The sequence below is a fragment of the Sulfuricella denitrificans skB26 genome (assembly GCF_000297055.2).
GTDB classification, from domain to species: domain Bacteria; phylum Pseudomonadota; class Gammaproteobacteria; order Burkholderiales; family Sulfuricellaceae; genus Sulfuricella; species Sulfuricella denitrificans.
In genome coordinates this window covers 648,750-668,232 of the sequence record NC_022357.1, presented here as the reverse complement: position 1 = coordinate 668,232, position 19,483 = coordinate 648,750, and the positions used below count along the sequence as shown (strand labels likewise).

General features: G+C 55.0%; 19 protein-coding genes. 4 read left to right on the top strand and 15 right to left on the bottom strand.

All coding sequences use genetic code 11. The features are described 5' to 3' along the window. Nucleotides 1–7: 7 nt before the first annotated feature. The 3 genes from aspS to SCD_RS03290 are packed head-to-tail and all read right to left on the bottom strand — an operon-like array spanning nt 8 to nt 2,729. Nucleotides 8–1,804, bottom strand: a complete 1,797-nt coding sequence (gene aspS / locus SCD_RS03300; RefSeq protein WP_009206547.1) for an aspartate--tRNA ligase — start codon at nt 1,802–1,804, stop codon at nt 8–10. 49 nt (nt 1,805–1,853) lie between these two features. After that, nucleotides 1,854–2,477 (bottom strand): DUF502 domain-containing protein, encoded by a 624-nt coding sequence (locus tag SCD_RS03295; protein ID WP_009206548.1) that lies wholly within the window; start codon nt 2,475–2,477, stop codon nt 1,854–1,856. Continuing rightward, on the bottom strand, nt 2,478–2,729 hold the full coding sequence (locus tag SCD_RS03290; RefSeq protein WP_041673304.1) for an FmdB family zinc ribbon protein: 252 nt from the start codon (nt 2,727–2,729) through the stop codon (nt 2,478–2,480). Nucleotides 2,730–2,896: 167 nt separating this feature from the next. On the opposite strand from SCD_RS03290, the gene SCD_RS03285 reads away from it, so the two are divergent. Continuing rightward, nucleotides 2,897–3,898 (top strand): AI-2E family transporter, encoded by a 1,002-nt coding sequence (locus SCD_RS03285; protein ID WP_009206550.1) that lies wholly within the window; start codon nt 2,897–2,899, stop codon nt 3,896–3,898. Continuing rightward, nucleotides 3,895–4,212 carry a YkgJ family cysteine cluster protein gene (locus SCD_RS03280; RefSeq protein ID WP_232504428.1) on the top strand — a complete coding sequence of 106 codons (318 nt, stop codon included), beginning with the start codon at nt 3,895–3,897 and terminating at the stop codon, nt 4,210–4,212. The genes SCD_RS03285 and SCD_RS03280 overlap by 4 nt, the downstream gene beginning before the upstream one ends. A gap of 124 nt (nt 4,213–4,336) precedes the next feature. On the opposite strand, the gene SCD_RS15560 is transcribed toward SCD_RS03280, so the two are convergent. The 3 genes from SCD_RS15560 to ylqF form a co-directional block, all read right to left on the bottom strand. Further along, nucleotides 4,337–7,924 carry a DUF1631 family protein gene (locus SCD_RS15560; RefSeq protein WP_009206552.1) on the bottom strand — a complete coding sequence of 1,196 codons (3,588 nt, stop codon included), beginning with the start codon at nt 7,922–7,924 and terminating at the stop codon, nt 4,337–4,339. 331 nt (nt 7,925–8,255) lie between these two features. Further along, nucleotides 8,256–8,609 (bottom strand): arsenate reductase (glutaredoxin), encoded by a 354-nt coding sequence (arsC, locus tag SCD_RS03265; protein ID WP_009206553.1) that lies wholly within the window; start codon nt 8,607–8,609, stop codon nt 8,256–8,258. Continuing rightward, nucleotides 8,606–9,523 (bottom strand): ribosome biogenesis GTPase YlqF, encoded by a 918-nt coding sequence (gene ylqF, locus SCD_RS03260; protein ID WP_009206554.1) that lies wholly within the window; start codon nt 9,521–9,523, stop codon nt 8,606–8,608. The genes arsC and ylqF overlap by 4 nt, the downstream gene beginning before the upstream one ends. Nucleotides 9,524–9,699: 176 nt before the next feature. Between ylqF and SCD_RS03255 the strand changes: the two genes are divergently transcribed. After that, the gene (locus tag SCD_RS03255) at nt 9,700–11,307 is read left to right on the top strand and encodes an NAD(P)/FAD-dependent oxidoreductase (RefSeq protein WP_009206555.1); all 1,608 of its coding nucleotides are present in this window, start codon (nt 9,700–9,702) and stop codon (nt 11,305–11,307) included. An 81-nt stretch (nt 11,308–11,388) separates the two neighbouring features. Here the strand turns inward: SCD_RS03255 and ssb are convergent, their stop codons facing one another. Next, entirely contained in the window at nt 11,389–11,841 is a 453-nt protein-coding gene (gene ssb / locus SCD_RS03250) for a single-stranded DNA-binding protein (RefSeq protein WP_009206556.1), read from the bottom strand. A 1-nt stretch (nt 11,842) separates the two neighbouring features. Continuing rightward, a complete protein-coding gene (locus SCD_RS03245; RefSeq protein ID WP_173391739.1) occupies nt 11,843–13,204 on the bottom strand; it encodes an MFS transporter in 1,362 nt (453 codons plus the stop codon). 84 nt (nt 13,205–13,288) lie between these two features. Here SCD_RS03245 and uvrA point away from each other — a divergent pair, with 84 nt between their 5' ends. Next, nucleotides 13,289–16,105 carry an excinuclease ABC subunit UvrA gene (uvrA, locus tag SCD_RS03240; protein WP_041673648.1) on the top strand — a complete coding sequence of 939 codons (2,817 nt, stop codon included), beginning with the start codon at nt 13,289–13,291 and terminating at the stop codon, nt 16,103–16,105. A 58-nt stretch (nt 16,106–16,163) separates the two neighbouring features. Here uvrA and rplQ read toward each other — a convergent pair whose 3' ends face one another. The 7 genes from rplQ to infA all read right to left on the bottom strand — a co-directional run bounded on the left by rplQ (nt 16,164) and on the right by infA (nt 19,470). Next, a complete protein-coding gene (gene rplQ / locus SCD_RS03235) occupies nt 16,164–16,550 on the bottom strand; it encodes a 50S ribosomal protein L17 (RefSeq protein ID WP_009206559.1) in 387 nt (128 codons plus the stop codon). Nucleotides 16,551–16,589: 39 nt separating this feature from the next. Beyond that, nucleotides 16,590–17,576, bottom strand: coding sequence for a DNA-directed RNA polymerase subunit alpha (locus SCD_RS03230; protein WP_009206560.1), 987 nt, complete (start codon nt 17,574–17,576; stop codon nt 16,590–16,592). Nucleotides 17,577–17,607: 31 nt separating this feature from the next. Further along, on the bottom strand, nt 17,608–18,234 hold the full coding sequence (rpsD, locus tag SCD_RS03225; protein WP_009206561.1) for a 30S ribosomal protein S4: 627 nt from the start codon (nt 18,232–18,234) through the stop codon (nt 17,608–17,610). A gap of 35 nt (nt 18,235–18,269) precedes the next feature. Next, nucleotides 18,270–18,659, bottom strand: coding sequence for a 30S ribosomal protein S11 (rpsK, locus tag SCD_RS03220; protein WP_009206562.1), 390 nt, complete (start codon nt 18,657–18,659; stop codon nt 18,270–18,272). A 25-nt stretch (nt 18,660–18,684) separates the two neighbouring features. Beyond that, the gene (rpsM, locus tag SCD_RS03215) at nt 18,685–19,047 is read right to left on the bottom strand and encodes a 30S ribosomal protein S13 (RefSeq protein WP_009206563.1); all 363 of its coding nucleotides are present in this window, start codon (nt 19,045–19,047) and stop codon (nt 18,685–18,687) included. Nucleotides 19,048–19,114: 67 nt separating this feature from the next. Then, a complete protein-coding gene (gene rpmJ / locus SCD_RS16040; RefSeq protein WP_084607421.1) occupies nt 19,115–19,228 on the bottom strand; it encodes a 50S ribosomal protein L36 in 114 nt (37 codons plus the stop codon). 23 nt (nt 19,229–19,251) lie between these two features. Then, entirely contained in the window at nt 19,252–19,470 is a 219-nt protein-coding gene (gene infA, locus SCD_RS03210; protein ID WP_009206564.1) for a translation initiation factor IF-1, read from the bottom strand. Nucleotides 19,471–19,483: the final 13 nt, after the last annotated feature.

Below are 19,483 nucleotides of genomic sequence, written 5' to 3'. Positions count from 1 at the left end.
CAGAAGTTTAATCGACCTTCTCCACTTCCACCTGGGTCTGCACTTGCTGGCGCAAACGAATGTGCAATTCACGCAACTGCTTCTCGTCCACTGCGTTCGGTGCCTGGGTAAGCAGGCAGGAAGCACGCTGGGTTTTAGGGAAAGCGATTACATCGCGGATCGATTCCGCACCCGCCATCAGCGTGACCAGGCGGTCAAGCCCGAGCGCCAGACCGCCGTGGGGCGGTGCGCCGTATTGCAGAGCTTCGAGCAGGAAGCCGAATTTCTCCTGGGCTTCCTCGGCGCTGATATTGAGCGCCTGGAATACCTTGGACTGAATTTCCTGGCGGTGGATACGGATCGAGCCGCCGCCCAGTTCCCAGCCGTTAAGCACGAAATCGTAGGCCTTGGACAACGCCTTGCCGGGATCACTCGACAGCAATTCCTCATGGCCGTCTGCCGGTGCGGTAAAGGGATGATGCAACGCTTGCCAGCGATTGCCTTCCTCGTCGCGTTCGAACATCGGGAAATCCACCACCCACAGCGGCTTCCAGGCGCCTTCGGCAAAGCCGCGCTCGTGGCCGATCTTGGCGCGCAGTGCACCGAGCGCTTCGTTCACCACTTTCGCCGTGTCGGCACCAAAGAAAATCAGGTCGCCATCGGTTGCACCGGTGCGTTCGATCACCGCCTTGAGCGCAGCGTCCGACAGGTTTTTGACGATCGGCGACTGCAAGCCTTCGCGGCCCTTGGCGACATCGTTGACCTTGATGTAAGCCAGGCCACGAGCGCCGTAGATGGCGACGAACTGAGTATAGGCATCGATCTCACCGCGGGTGATTTCACTGCCCTTGGGCACGCGCAGAGCCACTACTCGACCGGTGGGCGAGTTGGCGGGAGTGCTGAAGACCTTGAAATCCACATCCTTCATCACGTCGGTAAGGTCGGTCAGTTCCAGGGTCACGCGCAGGTCGGGCTTGTCCGAGCCATAGCGCCGCATCGCCTCGGCCCAGGTCATGCGCGGAAAATCGGGCAGGTCAACGTCGAGCACGGTCTTGAACAAACGGCGCATCATGGTCTCGACCAGATCGGTTATCTGCTGCTCGTTCAGAAACGAGGTTTCGATATCCACCTGGGTGAATTCTGGCTGGCGGTCGGCGCGCAGATCCTCGTCGCGAAAGCATTTGACGATCTGGTAGTAGCGGTCAAAGCCGGACACCATCAACAGCTGCTTGAACAACTGCGGCGACTGCGGCAATGCATAGAAATGACCGGGGTGGACGCGGGACGGTACCAGATAGTCGCGCGCGCCTTCCGGGGTGGAGCGGGTCAGCATCGGCGTTTCCAGCTCGATAAAACCCTGCTCGTCGAGGGCGTGACGCAGGTTCTTGGACACTTGGTAGCGCAGCATCATGTTCTTCTGCATCGCCGGGCGGCGCAGGTCGAGGTAACGGTGCGTCAGGCGCACGGTTTCGCTCAGGTTCTCGTCGTCAAGCTGGAAAGGGATAGGCGCCGATGCATTGAGGATTTCGATTTCCTGCGCCAGCACCTCGATCTCGCCGGTGGAGAGATTCGGGTTGACCGTGCCTTCCGGGCGATTGCGCACCAGGCCGGTAATTTTCAGCACGAACTCATTGCGGATAGCCTCTGCCGTGGCGAAAGTCGCGGCACGGTCGGGGTCGCACACCACCTGCACCAAGCCCTCGCGGTCGCGCAGGTCGATGAAAATCACCCCGCCATGGTCGCGGCGGCGATGCGCCCAGCCGCACAGGGTAACGGTTTGATCTAAGTGGCTACGGTTAACGTCGCCGCAATAATGAGTTCGCATGCTCAATCCAATTTTGACTTAAGGAAAATAAAACGGGGAAACGCGGTTTTCAATTGCCCGGATAGACCCGGGCGGGAGATTCCTTGTCGGCAGATGTCACCACCCCCATCGAGATGATGTACTTCAAGGCATCATCCACGCTGATTCCGACTTCGATGGTCTCGCTTTTTTTGACGAAGAAATAAAACCCGTTGACCGGGCTGGGCGTGGTCGGAACGAACACACCCACATATTCGCCGTCCAGACTGGAACCGACATCCCGGGGCAGATTGGTCTGGAATGCCAGCGACCACGCCTCGGGGTGGGGGTAACGCACCAGCAACACCTTGCGGAAAGCCTCACCGCTGCCTGAAAACAGCGTATCGCTGACCTGCTTGACGCTGTAATAGATCGACTTCACCACCGGAATGCGTGCCAGCACGCTTTCCCAGAACTGGATCAGGCGCTGTCCGACGATGTTCGTGGTCAGCATGCCGGTGAGCAGGATCACACCTATCGTCAGGATCGTGCCCAGGCCCGGCAGGGACATGCCCAGCCAGCTTTCCGGCCGAAACGAAAAAGGCAGCAGCAGCAGGCTCTGATCCATGCTGCCGATCAGCAGCTTCAATACCCAAACGGTGATGCCAAGCGGCACCCAGATCAGCAGCCCGGTGAGGAAATAACGCTTGGTCATCTAGCTGGCGCAGCTTCCGCCAGCGCAACAGGAGGGCGCGGCAGCCTTGGTCTCTTCCTTGGGCTTGGAACCGCCTTTGAAATCGGTCTGATACCAGCCGCTACCCTTGAGCTGGAAGCCGGCGGCGGACAACATCTTGGCGAAAGACTCCTGCTTGCACTCGGGGCAAGCGGTGAGCGGCGCATCGCTCATTTTCTGTATGTATTCCTTCTGGAAACCGCAAGAAGAACAACGATATTCGTAAATTGGCATGGTACCCTCCAAAAAACAGGATTATATCTCAAATGCTTCTGAAACGACGCTGCTTAATATGGGGTGATTTCCCCATTTTGCAAGGCATAGCACCGCGAACCCGTGCGACTTATGCCATTTAAGGCGATAATGGCCGATCATCAGCCCTGTCCAAACATGCACAATCAATGACCCTCACCCATCGCCAAGCCTCATGGCTGCTAACTGCCCTTGCCCTGCTTCTGATACTCAAGCTCAAGCTGCTACCTGCGCTGCTGGTCGGCCTGCTGGTTTACCACCTGATCCACCTTATTGCCGCCCGGCTCGCAATCGCCAAGCTGTCCGGAAGAAACGCCAAAATCCTGTCCGTCATCCTGGTTTCCGGACTGGTGATCACTCTGCTCGTGGCTGGCGTCATCGGCATTCTTACCATCCTGCGCGCCGAAAGTGGCGGCCCCGCCGCCTTCATGAAAAAGCTGGCAGAAATTCTGGAATCATCCCGATCATCCCTTCCCGAATGGATTTATAGCGCTCTGCCCCATGATGGTGATGCGCTGAAAGTCTATCTTGCAGAATGGCTGCGCGGGCACTCCGGCGAACTGAAAATCATGGGCAAGGAAGCTGGCCATACTCTAGCCCATGTGCTGATCGGAATGGTCATCGGCGCCATGCTTTCACTCTATGAAATGGTTGCCATCGAAGTTCGAAAGCCCTTTGTTACCGCCCTGACAGAACGCGCCGTTAAATTCAGCGATGCATTCCGCAACATCGTCTTCGCCCAAATGAAAATCGCAGCTTTGAACTCCTTCCTCACCTGGATTTACCTGGGTGTCGTGCTGCCGCAGGCTGGCGTCAACCTCCCTTTCGCCAGCACCCTGGTCGTCGTCACCTTCGTCGCCGGCCTGATCCCCATCCTCGGCAACATCCTGTCGAATACCGCCATCGTCATCGTCAGCCTCGGCCACTCCTTCCAGATGGCGATGACCTCGCTGCTCTTCCTGGTGAGCATTCACAAGTTGGAATACTTCCTCAACGCCAAAATCGTCGGTTCTCAAATCAAAGCCAACGCCTGGGAACTGCTGACCGCCATGCTCGTCATGGAAGCGGCATTCGGCCTGCCAGGGCTGGTCGCTGCGCCGGTTTATTATGCCTACGTCAAGAGCGAGTTGAAGGAAGGCGGGGCAATTTGAAACTGTTTGCAGAAAGCAATACCAACGATGCAGGCGATAGCCCAGTCATATCGTGCACCTCGTGTAAAGCCTGCTGCTGCCGGCTAGAGGTGATGCTGATGGGTGACGACGACATTCCGCCTGAATTGACGGAACGCGACCAGTGGGACGGATGGGTCATGGCGCGCCTTGACGATGGCTGGTGTGCAGCCTTGGACAGGAACACCATGCTGTGCACGATTTACGAACACCGCCCGATGATCTGCCATGACTATCAGGTAGGCGACAGCGACTGTATCGAGGAGCGACGGCTACACGCCAATGCGAGTCTCTGATTACAGGGGGCATTCCACGAATTCCAGCCTACGGATTGACGCGCTCTGCGCGATGGTTAAGGCGGTTGTGATGTTAGAACCGACCCGGAGGGCGTCCGGAATTTTGTATGAACGAATGCCAGAATCAGGCTGCCAGCGAACTCAAGACGAGCGGCTTTCCGATGACATATCCTTGCGCATAATCTACGCCGATTTCGCGTAGCATATTAAGTATGCTTTCATTTTCCACGTATTCGGCAATAATCCCTTTCCCCATGAAGTGTCCAATTTCAGTAATGGATTTCACTACCGCATAGTCATAGGGATTTGAGTCCATATTCTTGACGAATGCACCGTCAATTTTCAAAAAGTCTACCGGCAGATTCTTCAAGTAGGCATACGATGACAAGCCACTGCCAAAATCATCCAATGCAAATGTACAGCCAGTTTTCTTAACCTCCAGAATAAACTCCGAGGCATTGGAAAGATTCGCAATTCCTGCGGTTTCAGTCACTTCGAAGCAGACCTTTTCCATTGGCACCTTTAAAATCTTTGCTTGCTCAAGGACGAAATCAATAAATCCTTCTTCATTCAAGGATGCCCCGGACAAATTAATCGCAAATCCACCCACTTTTTCCAACTCTCGACCATGGGTTCCCATCCAGCGGAATACGTTTTGAACCACCCAGCGATCAACAGCGACCATTCGCCGGAAACTCTCCGCAGCAAAGATGAAATCCACAGGAGAGATAAGGTTTCCTTGCTCATCCGGTACGCCTAACAATATTTCAGCATGATGTAACAGAGGATTTTTTCTGGATATTCGTGCAATCGGTTGATAGCGAAGCACCAGGGAATCATTATCCAGGGCTTCATCAATTTTTGTTACCCACTCGACGGCATGCTTGTGACGGGACATTCCCTCGTCATCCGGGTTGTACACTTGGACGTAGTTGGTTCCTTTGCCACGTGCACTGCGACAACTCGCTTCTGCCGCCTGCAAAAGCGTAGCCACACTGTCACTCTCCGGCTCTATTGCGACGAGCCCTGCACTGAAAGATATCGCAAGACTTTTTTCATCGCTGATAAATCGATAATTTGTAATAGCCGCCTTCTGCCGAGCGGTAATTTCCAGCACCTCTTCAACTGTACAGTTTTCAAGCAGCATGCCAAATTCATCGCCCCCTATACGGGCAACCATGCCACGATCGCCCAACTCATCCTTCAGTAGCTTTGTCACCTCTACCAGCAATCGATCTCCACCGCCGTAACCAAACGTGTTGTTGACCACGCTAAATTGGTCCAGATCGATGTAACAGATTGCGTGATGTTGATTCAATTGCTGTGAACTTACCAGTGCCTGAGCCAGGAACCTTTCAAATTCACGCCGGTTAATCAAGCCAGTTAATTGATCATGCGTCGATTCATGCAAAAGCTGACGGTGCATCTTTTGCAGCATGGCTGTTTGAGCGCGATCAATCAACGGTTCTCCGCCGTCATCCAGGACAACTGACGTGCCACTCCGTAATTGCTTCGCAAGCTCAGTCTGGCTCAGGGTCAACTCTTTCAAACCCTTCACATTCACGAAGACAAATCTTTCAGAACTCTTGGAAATCCACGCCAAGCGCCGACGCTGAGGAGCAATAGGATCATCAAACAAAATCCAGTCGCCAACCTTAAGTCGACGAACCTGTTTTTTCCATTCTAACAATCCATCATCTTCAGACGCCGGTGCTCCCGGCGATTTTTCCTGTTTACTATCAGATGAACCCGCAGCAACGTTGTTTGCACCATTGGTTGCACTGATCCGCTGCTCCTCTTCACAAGCAACATACACATCCTCCAGGTTTTCCTTGTAAGCCTTGTCCTGAAGCCGAATCAGCAACCTAAAACTATTCAACATCTTCTCAAATAGCTGAGGCGTAACTTCTTCTGCATCTGTAACCTCAGCAATAAGCTGATTGATCCTTTTTCTTACGGCATTATTGCCCATATCGCCGCCATCCTCACCATACAATTCCAGTTGCGCAAGGCTGTTGATCACCTGGCGTGCAAGATGAGACTTATCAGAAAAAAGCGAATCATCCTGAAGCGCCATCTTGACTATAGGAATGGAGAATTGTTGCAGCCAAGGCCTTACATTATTCGCAACCAACTTATCTTCCAGAACAGAATCGAACAGGTTTCCCGCAATATCCAGAATTCGTCCTTCTCGCTCTGGCAGTTGCTTATTTTCACCATCCTCGTTCCCATGTGACAGTACTGACATCAGCTGTGATTTAACGTCCTGCTGGAAACCCCCGGCAAAAGGCTGCAGCTTTTCTGAAAAATGAACGCGAGACAATGCTGAAAGCAGCTCATTCGGCGTGTAAAACAGCTGATTCTGGGTCACGTTTGCCACAGAGCCACCTCCGACAAGCTGCGGTTGCCCCATTCCAGCTGGTTGATACCCTCCCTGTTGCGCTACGTTTTGCTGCAGATTTCCCAAGTACTTCACCAGGCTATACCAGTCCTGCGGAGCTGACTTACCCCCGGGGGTAATATCGCTTTGGCTACGGCCAGTCGAGACGCCGCCATCATCCTTCTGATTGTCGGGGACAGGCTCGCCCTTCTCGGTAGACAAAGGGGATTGCAGAAAAGACTTCTCTGCCGGTTGCTGAATTTCTGTGGTTGGTCGTGGAGCACCCTCACCGGAGGCTTTGATTTTATATTGATTTTTTAAATCCAGCTTTACACCGTTCTCATTCAGATATTTATTGATATTGTCGTACATCTCACCTAATGAGGCAGACAGCACTTCCTTGAATGTCGCATAGCTGACTTGAAGTACTTTGCTATCCACAGCAACAGTCTTCAGCGTATCCTGAAACCCCTTGCCGAATGAGCCAGGAGCAAATGGATTGGTTTCCTTATCAACAGATTCATTTACCAGAATATTTAAGCGATGGTTAAGCTCATGCAATTGGCCTTGAAACTCCGCTTCGAGTTTTCTTGCCATTTCCGAATAAGCCAACCATTCCTCAAACTCATCCTCTTCGACAAGTGCAAGTGTAAACTCCGAAAACTCCCGCTCTGGCTGGCTTGAAGACTTTTTGGCGTGGTCAACAAATGGATCAAGTTGCTTTTTCATCTGTACTGCAAATTCGCGCTTGAACGTATTTTCCTGCTCATTGAAAATACTCAATGCCTCGTAATAAGCATTTTTATCAATAAAGTTCTGAACCTCTTCAGCCACGGCAACCAGGCGATTGGTTACTTTCTCAAAAAAAGAATTGATTATTGGCTGAACACACTTTTCAGCCAACTGCTGGCATACAAGCAGCAAAGCGTGCCCATTTACCTTGGGCGCCTCGGCGGGGGATGTACTCTTGGCTGGCTGAAAGGGCTGGCTTGGCCGGAACTGTTTTGCAAAATCATGCAAGAGATGCAGTGAACCAAGGTCGGGTTCAACAAAAGCGATGCCCGCACCGGTTCGGTCCGCACGAACCACACGCCCTTGAAACAATAGCGTCTTCTCGTCAGGTAGTGCGGGAACCGTGCAGCGAATCTCTATGAAATTTCCATTAACAAGCTGAAATTTTTGAGCTTGCTTTGTATCAAAAGAAGGATCGTAGGATACAAATACACCACCGAGGCTAAAGTCCCGAATTTCAACTGTGCAGTGCCCCATACCGGGTGCACTGCACACAGCATCCAGGCTCACAGCAAAACGAGTTAAGGAACGTTTTTCCATAATTTATTTACAGGAATTGAATTTTCATCCAGAGCGTCTTTAAATTTATCCGACAGGTTAAAACCCGTGCGTCATTAAGCGCAGTATAGCTTATTGGCATGCTGAATCTATAGGTCAGGCTCGGTTAATTCTTGCTGCACTTGTTGCGTGCATTACGTGCAGACAACAGAATTTCAGGGGCTTTCAGTCATACAATGTATGCTATTTGGGAGTATTTGAAAAGCGCGCAATTGATTGCAAGACTTCGTGGCTGCTGGTGACCCCGTGACCAGCTGGAACCGGTAATTTAGCCTGACAACGGGGCCTGCCCGGCAAGCGAGCCCATTCCGCGTTACAGCAATTCCAGCACCCTCTCCGGCGGCCGCGCCACGATGGCTTTGTCGCCGCAGACTACGATGGGCCGCTCGATCAGGATCGGGTGCGCCACCATGGCATCCAGCCATTCCTCGTCAGTGAGTGTCCGGCCCGCATAAAATTCCTTGAATTCCGCTTCACCCTGGCGCACGAGTTCGTCCGGCTTCATGCCCAGCTTTTTCAACAAGGCACGAAGCTCTTTCTTGGAGGGCGGTGTCTGGAGGTATTCCACCACTTCGGCGGCAATGCCATTTTCGGCGATCAGCGCGCAGGCCGAGCGGCTCTTGGAGCAGCGGGGATTATGGTAGATTCGGATGGGTGAAGTGCTCATGACTGGGGAGCAGATGCCGACAGGTCGGATTCCGGCTCTTCCACTTTCACAGGGGCATGCGCCTTGATCATGGCAGCGCGGGTTTCCGGCGATTCAAGGCTGATGCGGCCCAACGCGCCGGTACGATAGTCTTTCAACAGAATAAGCGCGGCCTTTTCCAGGTCCGGCTCGCCACCCTTGAGACGGAAACCGCGCTTTTTGGCGACAGCTTCGATGACGGCAACGCCATCCATCCCTTCCACCGTGCAGCCGTAACGGGCACCTAGCAGGGTGGGATAGCGATCGATCAGGAGGTCACCCAGGAAGGCGGCCACTTCTTCGTCGATGACGGCATTGCGGCCTATCGCATGGCTGGCGGCCAGCATGTAGCCATCGCTGTCGTGCTCGATGCGCGGCCACATCAGGCCCGGCGTATCAACCAGCGACATACGCGAATTCAGCTCCAGCCGCTGCTGGTTCTTGGTTACAGCCGGTTCGTCGCCTACTGCCGCCACCCGGCGATTCAACAGCGCATTCATCAGGGTGGACTTGCCGACGTTGGGGATGCCCATGATCATCATGCGCAGGGGCTTGAGGTTGGTGCCACGATGGGGGGCGAGGGCTTCGCACAGGCCGGGCACTTTGGCGACGTCACCCGGCTTCTTGCAGGACAGCGCCACGGCCTTGACGTCCTTCTGCCGGTTGTAGAAGTTGAGCCAGGCCTGGGTGACTGCGGGGTCTGCCAGATCGGCTTTGTTGAGGATTTTCAGGCAGGGGCGCTGGCGATGCACGCGCAGCTCTTTGATCATCGGATTGCAACTTGCCTCGGGCAGACGGGCATCCAGCACCTCGATGACAAGATCAATTTTCTCCATGGTTTCAGCCGCTTTTTTACGGGCGGAGACCATGTGACCGGGGAACCACTTAATAGACATACGTAATCAACTATTTATCAAAAGCTTATTATACCCTTCGCCGACGGCTACTTCATGTTTGCCGTAGCGACGCTCCCGGGCCAGCACTTTCCAGAGCCCTCGTAGGAAAAATCAGGGTCGGGTAGAATGACATCCCATCAGCCCGTTCCCCAGCAGAATTTTCCGGAATACCCAGCATGTTGCGATTGACTGAAGTTAAACTCCCCCTCGACCATCCCGAAGGCGCGATCAAAGCCGCCATACTCAAGCGGCTGGGCATTACAGCAGAGGATCTGGTCAGCTATTCGATCGCCCGCCGCGGCCAAGACGCCCGCAAGCCGGAAGCAATTTTGTTTGTCTACACGCTGGATATCGAGGTGAAAAACGAGCCGGGGATACTCAAGCGCCAGAAAAAGGACCGGCATCTCTCCCTCACCCCAGATACCAGCTACCACTTCGTTGCGCAGGCGCCGGCCAATCTGTCTTCGCGTCCGGTGGTGATCGGCACGGGTCCGGCGGGGTTGTTTGCCGGGCTGATACTGGCGCAGATGGGGTTCCGCCCGATCATTCTGGAGCGCGGGAAGGCGGTGCGCGAGCGCACCAAGGACACATTCAGCCTGTGGCGTGAAGGCAAGCTCAACCCGGAATCCAATGTGCAGTTCGGCGAAGGCGGTGCGGGTACCTTTTCCGACGGCAAGCTCCACAGCCAGATCAAGGACCCGATGCACCATGGCAAGAAAGTGCTGACGGAATTCATCAAGGCCGGCGCACCGCCGGAAATCCTGTATGTGAGCAAGCCGCACATCGGCACCTTCAGGCTGGTGTCGATGGTGGAAATAATGCGCGCAACCATCGAATCGCTCGGCGGGGAAATTCGTTTCCAGAGCCGGGTGGACGATCTCGAAATCGAAAACGGCCAGGTGCGCGGCGTGGTGCTCACCAATGGCGAGCACATCAAAGCCGATCATGTCGTACTGGCGGTCGGCCACAGCGCGCGCGACACGTTCCAGATGCTCTATGACCGGGGCGTTTATATCGAGGCCAAACCCTTTTCCATCGGCTTTCGCATCGAGCATCCGCAGTCACTGATCGACACCTGCCGTTTCGGCAAGAACGCCGGCAACCCACTGCTGGGCGCAGCCGATTACAAGCTGGTCCATCACTGCAGCAACGGTCGTTCGGTCTACAGTTTCTGCATGTGTCCGGGCGGCCAGGTGGTGGCGGCCGCATCGGAGCCGGGCCGGGTCGTGACCAACGGCATGAGCCAATATTCGCGCAGCGAACGCAACGCCAACAGCGGCATCGTAGTCGACATTACTCCAGCCGATTACCCGGGCGACCCTCTGGCGGGCATAGCCTTCCAGCGTCACTGGGAGGAGCGGGCGTTCGAGCTGGGAGGCCGGAATTACCAGGCACCGGGGCAATTGGTAGGTGACTTTCTCGCGGGCAAACCTTCCACGGCGTTCGGCTCGGTACAGCCTTCCTATACGCCCGGTGTGCATTTGTGCGATCTCAGCACTGCTCTGCCGGATTACGCCATAGAGGCGATACGCGAGGCCATCCCCGCCTTCGAGAAACAGATCAAGGGGTTTTCCATGCACGACGCCGTACTGACCGGCGTGGAAACGCGCACCTCATCCCCCATCCGCATCAAGCGCAACGACGATTACCAGAGCCTGAATACGCGGGGACTCTTTCCTGCGGGAGAGGGTGCGGGCTACGCCGGAGGCATTCTTTCAGCAGCAGTAGATGGCATCAAGGTGGCCGAGGCCGTGGCCTTAAGCATGATCCGCGAGACTGAGTAATAATGACCGCAGCGGTATCGCCGCATGAAAAAAGGCCAGCAAATGCTGGCCTTATGTTTACATAATCAGACTAGGTATATTCTAAAACGGAATATCGTCCTCGAAATTATCGAAGTCGCCGCCGCTTTTTGCTGCCGATTTCGCACTGCTAGCGCTGGCAGCAGGCTTTTCCACCACTTCGAAGCTGTTGCCACCACCACCGCTGCGGCCACCCAGCATCTGCATCTTGTCGGCAACGATCTCCGTGGTGTACTGGTCTTGCCCTTCCTTGTTAGTCCACTTGCGGGTTTGAATGCGGCCTTCGACATAAACCTGGCTGCCTTTCTTCAGGTATTCCCCAGCGATTTCCGCCAGCTTTCCGAACATCGAGATCCGGTGCCATTCTGTTTTTTCCTGCTTTTCGCCGTTCTTGTCTTTCCATGAGTCGGTGGTTGCAAGGCTGAAGTTACAGATTGCATCCCCCGATGGCATGTAGCGCATTTCAGGGTCTTTCCCCAGGTTACCGATAATAATTGCCTTGTTCACTGATGCCATTTCACGCTCCCCCCTCAATTAATTTAGTAACGCCCTCTTCATCCCAACCCGCCATTTCCACCTTGAGGTAGGCGGCGCCTTCCTCGGGGTCGACGATCGCTTCCATCACCCCGTCCAGACCTATCAACCGGCGAGACAGTTCGCGCGCGGCCTCGGCGGACATTGGCTCGACATGGAACATCCGCGTGCGCACTGCGGGCGGCGTTTTCATGCTGACGGCCAACACCAGCCAAAGCGCGCTGATTGCGCCGCCAAACGCAAACACCGACCACTGACCGGCATAATGGGAAAGCAATCCGCCTGCCACGCCACCGGCAAACAAGCCGAGCGACTGGGACGTATTATACACGCCCATGGCCGTCCCCTTGGAACGCGCCGGAGCAAGCCTGGAAATCAGCGAGGGCAGGCTCGCTTCGAGAATATTGAAGGCGATGAAGAACAGCAGCAGCATCGCCACGATGCACCAGAAGCTCTGAATCAGCATCGTCATCAACAGTTGCGACAGCAGCAGCAGGGCCACGGCGAAAACAAAAACCGGCTTGTGCTTGGCTTTCTTCTCGCTGTATATGATCGCCGGCACCATGAAAGCGAATGCCCCCAGCATCACCGGCAGGTAGATTTTCCAGTGCTGGGCTTCCGGCATGCCGCCGGTTTCCCTGAGAGCAAACGGAATCACCACGAACATCGCCATTTGCGCAGCGTGCAGGGCAAAGATACCAAAATCAAGGCGCAACAACTGGCCATCATGCAGCACATCACTCAGACGCGCAGGAGCAACACCGGCATCGGAATGGAAATGACTGTCCCTGGGGTCGGGAATGACCGCGTAAACCACCCCCATCGCCGCCAGCGCCAGTACGCCGGTAAGCTCGAATATGCCGGGCACGCCTATCGCCTGGTACAGCAACGGCCCAAGCGCCATCGATGCGGCAAACGCCAGACCGATCGTGGCGCCGATCATCGACATGGCCTTGGTGCGATGCTCTTCCCGCGTCAGGTCGGCGAGCAGCGCGGTGATGGCGGCGGAAATTGCGCCCGCGCCCTGGATGGAACGCCCCACGATCACCATGTAAATATCAGTGGCGGAAGCGGCGACAAAGCTGCCGATAACGAACAGCAGCAGGCCAAAATAGATTACCCGCTTTCGCCCCCAGCGATCGGATGCCATGCCGAAAGGCAATTGCAGTATGGCCTGAGTCAGGCCGTAGGCGCCAAGCGCCAGGCCAATCAGGGTCTGGCTGTTGCCGCCAGGCAGTCCATGGGCATAAATGGCAAACACCGGCAGGATCAGGAACATGCCCAGCATCCGAAGACCGAATATCCCGGCCAGCCCCACGCTGGCGCGGAGTTCAGTTGGGTTCATCTTGTCGGGAACGTGCATATAAAGTTGAGGTCGAACGTTGAAGTTGCGTATAGTAGCAGGTTGCCTTTTGCTCTGCACAAACTCATGGACCTGATCAAAATCCGCGGTGCCCGCACCCACAACCTGAAAAACATCAGTCTCGACATTCCACGCGACAAACTGGTGGTCATCACCGGCCTGTCCGGTTCAGGAAAATCCTCGCTGGCTTTCGACACGCTTTACGCCGAAGGGCAGCGCCGCTACGTCGAGTCGCTTTCAGCCTACGCGCGCCAGTTTCTGCAGCGTATGGAAAAGCCCGACGTGGATTTGATCGAAGGCTTGTCGCCGGCGATTTCGATCGAGCAAAAGGCCACCAGCCACAACCCGCGCTCAACCGTCGGCACCGTCACTGAAATCCATGACTACCTGCGCCTTCTCTATGCCCGCGTCGGCGACCCTTATTGCCCCGAGCACCATATCCTGCTTTCCGCCCAGAGCATTTCCCAGATGGTGGACACGGTCATGGCGCTGCCCGAAGACACCAAACTGATGATCCTCTCGCCCACCGTCGTGGGCCGCAAGGGAGAGCAGGTCGACCTGTTCGACGAGTTGCGCGCACAGGGTTTCGTGCGCCTGCGAATCGACGGCAAAGTACATGAAATCGATGCGCTGCCCAAACTGGACAAGAACAGGAAGCACACCGTCGACATCGTGGTGGACCGTCTCAAGGTTCGCGCCGACGCCAAGCAGCGTCTGGCAGAATCTTTCGAAACTGCGCTGCGCCATTCGGACGGAAAGGCGCTAGCCTTGGAAATGGACTCGGGCAAGGAACACCTGTTCTCGGCTAAATTTTCCTGTCCGGTATGCAGCTATTCCCTGCCGGAGCTTGAACCGCGACTGTTTTCCTTCAACAATCCAATGGGTGCCTGCCCCAAGTGCGACGGACTGGGCCAGGTCAGCTTCTTCGACCCCAAGCGTATCGCCGCCTTTCCCCATCTGAGCCTGGCCTCGGGCGCGGTCAAAGGCTGGGACAAACGCAACCAGTTCTTCTTCCAGATGCTGCAAAGCCTGGCAATGCACTACGGCTTCGACCTCGAGACCCCTTTCGAGGAACTTCCTGAGACCATCCAGCACATCCTTCTCTACGGCAGCGGAAAAGAGTCGGTCAGTTTCAAGTACCTGGGTGAGAAAGGCGGCATGCAGCCGCGCAGCCATCCGTTTGAAGGCATCATCACTAATTTCGAACGGCGCCACCACGAAACCGACTCGGCAACTGTACGCGAGGAACTGGCAAAATATATCAATTACTGCCTTTGCCCCGATTGCGAGGGCACCCGGCTGCGCGCCGAAGCGCGCCACGTACTGGTGGGTGGAAAGGCGCTATTCGAAGTCGGTCGCCTGCCGCTGAAACAGACTTATGACTTTTTTGCGACTCTGGAATTCGACGGGCAGAAACAAGCTATTGCCGAACGCATCATCAAGGAAATCGCAGCGCGGATCCGCTTCCTCAACAATGTCGGGCTGGATTACCTGTCGCTCGACCGTTCGGCCAATACCTTGTCCGGTGGCGAGGCGCAGCGCATCCGTCTGGCGAGCCAGATCGGCTCCGGACTGACAGGCGTGATGTACGTACTGGATGAACCTTCTATCGGTCTGCACCAGCGCGACAATGACCGTCTGCTCACCACCCTCAAGCACCTGCGCGACATGGGTAATACCGTCATCGTGGTTGAGCATGATACCGACGCCATTCTGACCGCCGACCACGTGGTAGACATCGGCCCCGGCGCTGGCGTACACGGCGGCGAAGTCGTAGCGGAAGGCACCCCGGACGAGATCAAGGCCAACCCCGCCTCGCTCACCGGCCTGTACCTTAGCGGCAAGCGTTGCATCGAGGTCCCGAAAAATCGACACAAGCCCGACCCCAAGCGCATGCTGCTTCTGTCAGGCGCCACTGGCAACAATCTTAAAAGCACCACACTTGAACTGCCGGTTGGGCTGTTCGTGTGTGTCACGGGCGTTTCCGGCTCAGGCAAATCCACGTTGGTCAATGACACCCTGTACCGCGCAGTGTCTCGCCACCTCTACGGATCGGCTACAGAGCCGGCACCTTACGGTGATCTGCAAGGACTGGAGTTCTATGACAAGGTTATCGACGTTGACCAAAGCCCGATCGGGCGTACCCCGCGCTCCAATCCGGCCACCTACACCGGACTGTTCACGCCGATTCGTGACCTGTTCGCCGGCGTACCGCAGGCACGTGAACGTGGCTACGGCCCGGGACGCTTTTCCTTCAACGTCAAGGGAGGTCGCTGCGAGGCTTGTGAAGGCGATGGCGTAATCAAGGTGGAAATGCACTTTCTACCCGATATCTACGTTCCCTGCGACGTTTGCCACGGCAAGCGCTACAACCGCGAGACCCTGGAAATCCAGTATAAGGGAAAGAATATCCACGAAATCCTGGCGATGACGGTAGAGCAGGCGCACGAATTCTTCAGCCCGGTGCCGGTGGTGGCAAGAAAGCTCTCCACGCTGCTTGACGTCGGACTGGGCTATATTACACTGGGACAAAGCGCGACCACCCTGTCAGGCGGGGAGGCGCAACGGGTGAAGCTATCTCTGGAGCTAAGCAAGCGCGACACGGGCCGTACCCTATATATTCTGGACGAGCCTACAACCGGCTTGCATTACCACGATATCGAGTTACTTCTGAAAGTACTGCATAAGCTGCGTGACAACGGCAACACCGTGGTGGTGATCGAGCATAATCTGGACGTGATCAAGACTGCGGACTGGGTCGTCGACCTCGGGCCGGAAGGCGGCGTAGGCGGCGGGCAGATTATTGCCGCAGGCACCCCAGAGCAAGTCGCAGAAACTCCGGAAAGTTTTACCGGGCGATATCTAGCCGGACTGCTCGCATAGGAAAATAAAAAAAGCCAGGTAAACACCTGGCTTTTTTCATTTAAGGCTGAGTACGCGGTTAGGCGACTACGCCTTCAGTATCAGCAGCAGGACGATCCATCAGTTCAACGATCGCCATCGGGGCATTGTCGCCCTGACGGAAGCCGCACTTAAGAATACGCAGGTAGCCGCCATTACGGTTCTGGTAGCGCGGGCCGAGTGTGTCGAACAGCTTACCGACCATCTCACGGTCACGCAGACGGTCAAAAGCCATGCGACGGTTGGCTAGTGACGGCTTCTTGCCCAAAGTGATCATAGGCTCGGCAACACGGCGCAGTTCTTTCGCCTTCGGCAGCGTAGTGGTAATGGCTTCATGGCGCAACAGCGAGTTGGTCATATTGCGCAACATCGCCAGACGGTGGCTGCTGGTGCGATTGAGTTTTCTAAGTCCTAAACGGTGACGCATGATCTATCCTTCCCTTGTTTCGTATTCCACGAACTAACTTTATGCACGCTCACCCAGACCGACGGGCGGCCAGTTTTCCAGCTTCATGCCCAAAGTCAGCCCCTTGGAGGCGAGTACATCCTTGATTTCGTTCAGCGACTTCCGTCCCAGATTAGGGGTCTTCAGCAACTCGTTCTCGGTGCGCTGAATCAGATCACCGATGTAATAAATGTTTTCCGCCTTCAGACAATTGGCAGAACGCACAGTGAGTTCCAGATCATCGACTGGACGCAGCAAAATCGGGTCGACCTGCGGTGCGCGGGGGGCCTCGATCTCGGCCGGTGTGCCTTTCAGTTCGGCAAACACGGACAACTGATCAACCAAAATACGCGCGGCATAACGAATCGCTTCTTCAGGATCGACTACGCCATTGGTCTCGATGTCGACAACCAGCTTGTCCAAGTCGGTACGCTGCTCAACGCGAGCACTTTCAACTGCATAACTGACACGGCGAACCGGGCTGAACGAAGCATCCAGCAGAATCGTACCGATACTGCGTTCCTCTTCGGCAACACGCCGTGCAGTGACAGGCTGATAACCTCGGCCCTGCTCGATTTTGATTTCCATGTCGAGCTTGCCACCCTTGGTAATGTGAGCAATCACATGATCCGGGTTGACAATCTCAGCATCGTGACCAGTTTCGATGTCAGCAGCAGTCACCACGCCTTCACCCTTTTTCGACAGAACCAGGGTAGCTTCAGAGCGGTTATGCAGCTTCAGTGCAATGCCTTTAAGGTTGAGCAGGATGTCGACCACGTCTTCCTGCACGCCATCTATGGTCGAATACTCATGCACCACACCCTCGATCTTGACTTGGGTGATGGCATAGCCAGGCATTGAAGACAGCAAAATACGGCGCAGGGCGTTACCCAGCGTATGGCCGTAGCCACGCTCAAACGGCTCCATGGAAATACGGGCACGAACGGGCGACGCCGCTTCAACATCTACAACACGTGGCTTCAGAAGTTCGGTAGCACTGCTTTGCATGCTGGATCCTCTATTTAAAATGGTTCAGTGATTACTTCGAGTACAACTCAACCACGAGATGCTCGTTGATGGTTGAGGGCAACTCGGTACGCTGTGGCTTGGCTTTATACACGCCCTTCAGCGCCTTCACATCCACTTCGATCCATTCGGGGAAACCGCGCTGCTCGGCGGCTTCAACCGCTGCTTTGATACGCAGTTGAGCCTTCGACTTTTCGGCAACTTCTACAACGTCGCCAGCCTTGACCTGATAAGACGGGATATTCACGCGGCGACCATTTACCAAAATGCCATTATGACGCACGATCTGGCGCGACTCGCGGCGGGACACGCCGAAGCCCATACGATGAACCACGTTGTCCAGACGGCATTCCAGAAGCTGTAGCAGGCTCTCGCCGGTCACACCCTTGCTACGGTCCGCAATCGCGTAGTAACCGCGAAACTGACGCTCAAGCACACCATAGATACGACGAACTTTCTGCTTCTCGCGCAATTGCACGCCGTAGTCCGACAAGCGCACCTGCTTCTGACCATGCTGGCCTGGCGCGTAGCTGCGGCGTTCAATGCCACACTTATCAGTAAAGCACTTCTCGCCTTTCAGAAACAGCTTTTCGCCTTCACGGCGGCACTGGCGGCATTTGGGATCAAGATTGACAGCCAAGGTTTATCTCCTGCTAAATATTAACGGCGCTGCTGTTAGATGCGGCGCTTCTTGGACGGACGGCAACCGTTATGGGGAACGGGGGTTACGTCAGCAATGGATGTAATCTTGAAACCGACCCCATTCAGTGCGCGTACTGCAGACTCGCGCCCTGGTCCGGGTCCTTTAATTCTGACTTCAAGATTCTTCACACCGTATTCCTGAGCTGCTTTACCTGCAGCTTCTGCCGCAACCTGGGCAGCAAACGGCGTGCTCTTGCGCGAACCGCGGAAACCAGCACCTCCCGATGTTGCCCAGCTCAAGGCGTTACCCTGACGATCGGTAATGGTAATGATAGTGTTATTAAAGGACGCGTGAACGTGGGCAATTCCTTCAGCCACATTCTTTTTAACTTTTTTGCGTACTCGGACGTTTGTCTTAGCCATAATTTATTCCTCGTGTGGCAACCAATTATTTGGTTGCACGAACAGCTTTGCGTGGACCTTTGCGAGTGCGAGCATTGGTACGAGTGCGCTGACCGCGAACCGGCAAACCGCGACGATGACGCACACCACGATAGCAACCAAGATCCATCAATCGCTTGATGTTCATGGAAACCTCACGGCGCAAGTCACCTTCTACCGTAACCTTACCCACCTCGTCGCGCAGCTTTTCCATCTCGCTGTCGCTAAGATCTTTAATCTTGGTCGAGGTAATGATGCCTGCCGTCGCACAAATTTTCTGTGCGCGGGTACGGCCAATGCCGTAAATCGCAGTTAAAGCGATAACGGTGTGTTGATGGTTAGGGATATTTACCCCAGCGATGCGGGCCATGCACTTACTCCCAGCAAATGACTGATTTAGAAAAAGTCGGAAATTTTAACAGTTCCGAGCGACACAATCAACCTTGACGTTGTTTATGGCGTGGATCTGTACAAATGACGCGCAGCACGCCATGGCGTTTAACCATTTTGCAGTGGCGGCACAGCCGTTTAATTGAGGCTCGGACTCTCATTGTTTTCTCCTGATAAAACTTTGTTACTTGGCGCGGAAAGTGATCCGTGCCCGGGATAAATCATAAGGGGTGAGTTCTACCGTCACCTTATCACCAGGTAAAATGCGAATATAGTGCATACGCATTTTTCCAGAGATGTGGCCAAGTACCACATGGCCATTTTCCAATTTCACTCGGAAGGTTGCATTGGGAAGGGTTTCAAGAATCTCCCCCTGCATTTCAATCGTTTCTTCCTTCGACATTTCTATCCTGTTA

Excerpts from the sequence above, each read along its gene's own strand:
- SCD_RS03230 (WP_009206560.1), bottom strand. The coding sequence starts at position 17,576 with ATGCAAAGCAGTGCTACCGAACTTCTGAAGCCACGTGTTGTAGATGTT.
- uvrA (WP_041673648.1), top strand. The coding sequence starts at position 13,289 with ATGGACCTGATCAAAATCCGCGGTGCCCGCACCCACAACCTGAAAAAC.
- SCD_RS03245 (WP_173391739.1), bottom strand. The coding sequence starts at position 13,204 with ATGAACCCAACTGAACTCCGCGCCAGCGTGGGGCTGGCCGGGATATTC.
- SCD_RS03255 (WP_009206555.1), top strand. The coding sequence starts at position 9,700 with ATGTTGCGATTGACTGAAGTTAAACTCCCCCTCGACCATCCCGAAGGC.
- SCD_RS15560 (WP_009206552.1), bottom strand. The coding sequence starts at position 7,924 with ATGGAAAAACGTTCCTTAACTCGTTTTGCTGTGAGCCTGGATGCTGTG.
- ssb (WP_009206556.1), bottom strand. The coding sequence starts at position 11,841 with ATGGCATCAGTGAACAAGGCAATTATTATCGGTAACCTGGGGAAAGAC.
- rpsK (WP_009206562.1), bottom strand. The coding sequence starts at position 18,659 with ATGGCTAAGACAAACGTCCGAGTACGCAAAAAAGTTAAAAAGAATGTG.
- infA (WP_009206564.1), bottom strand. The coding sequence starts at position 19,470 with ATGTCGAAGGAAGAAACGATTGAAATGCAGGGGGAGATTCTTGAAACC.
- rpsM (WP_009206563.1), bottom strand. The coding sequence starts at position 19,047 with ATGGCCCGCATCGCTGGGGTAAATATCCCTAACCATCAACACACCGTT.
- arsC (WP_009206553.1), bottom strand. The coding sequence starts at position 8,609 with ATGAGCACTTCACCCATCCGAATCTACCATAATCCCCGCTGCTCCAAG.
- rpmJ (WP_084607421.1), bottom strand. The coding sequence starts at position 19,228 with ATGAGAGTCCGAGCCTCAATTAAACGGCTGTGCCGCCACTGCAAAATG.
- ylqF (WP_009206554.1), bottom strand. The coding sequence starts at position 9,523 with ATGTCTATTAAGTGGTTCCCCGGTCACATGGTCTCCGCCCGTAAAAAA.
- SCD_RS03285 (WP_009206550.1), top strand. The coding sequence starts at position 2,897 with ATGACCCTCACCCATCGCCAAGCCTCATGGCTGCTAACTGCCCTTGCC.
- SCD_RS03290 (WP_041673304.1), bottom strand. The coding sequence starts at position 2,729 with ATGCCAATTTACGAATATCGTTGTTCTTCTTGCGGTTTCCAGAAGGAA.
- aspS (WP_009206547.1), bottom strand. The coding sequence starts at position 1,804 with ATGCGAACTCATTATTGCGGCGACGTTAACCGTAGCCACTTAGATCAA.
- rplQ (WP_009206559.1), bottom strand. The coding sequence starts at position 16,550 with ATGCGTCACCGTTTAGGACTTAGAAAACTCAATCGCACCAGCAGCCAC.
- SCD_RS03295 (WP_009206548.1), bottom strand. The coding sequence starts at position 2,477 with ATGACCAAGCGTTATTTCCTCACCGGGCTGCTGATCTGGGTGCCGCTT.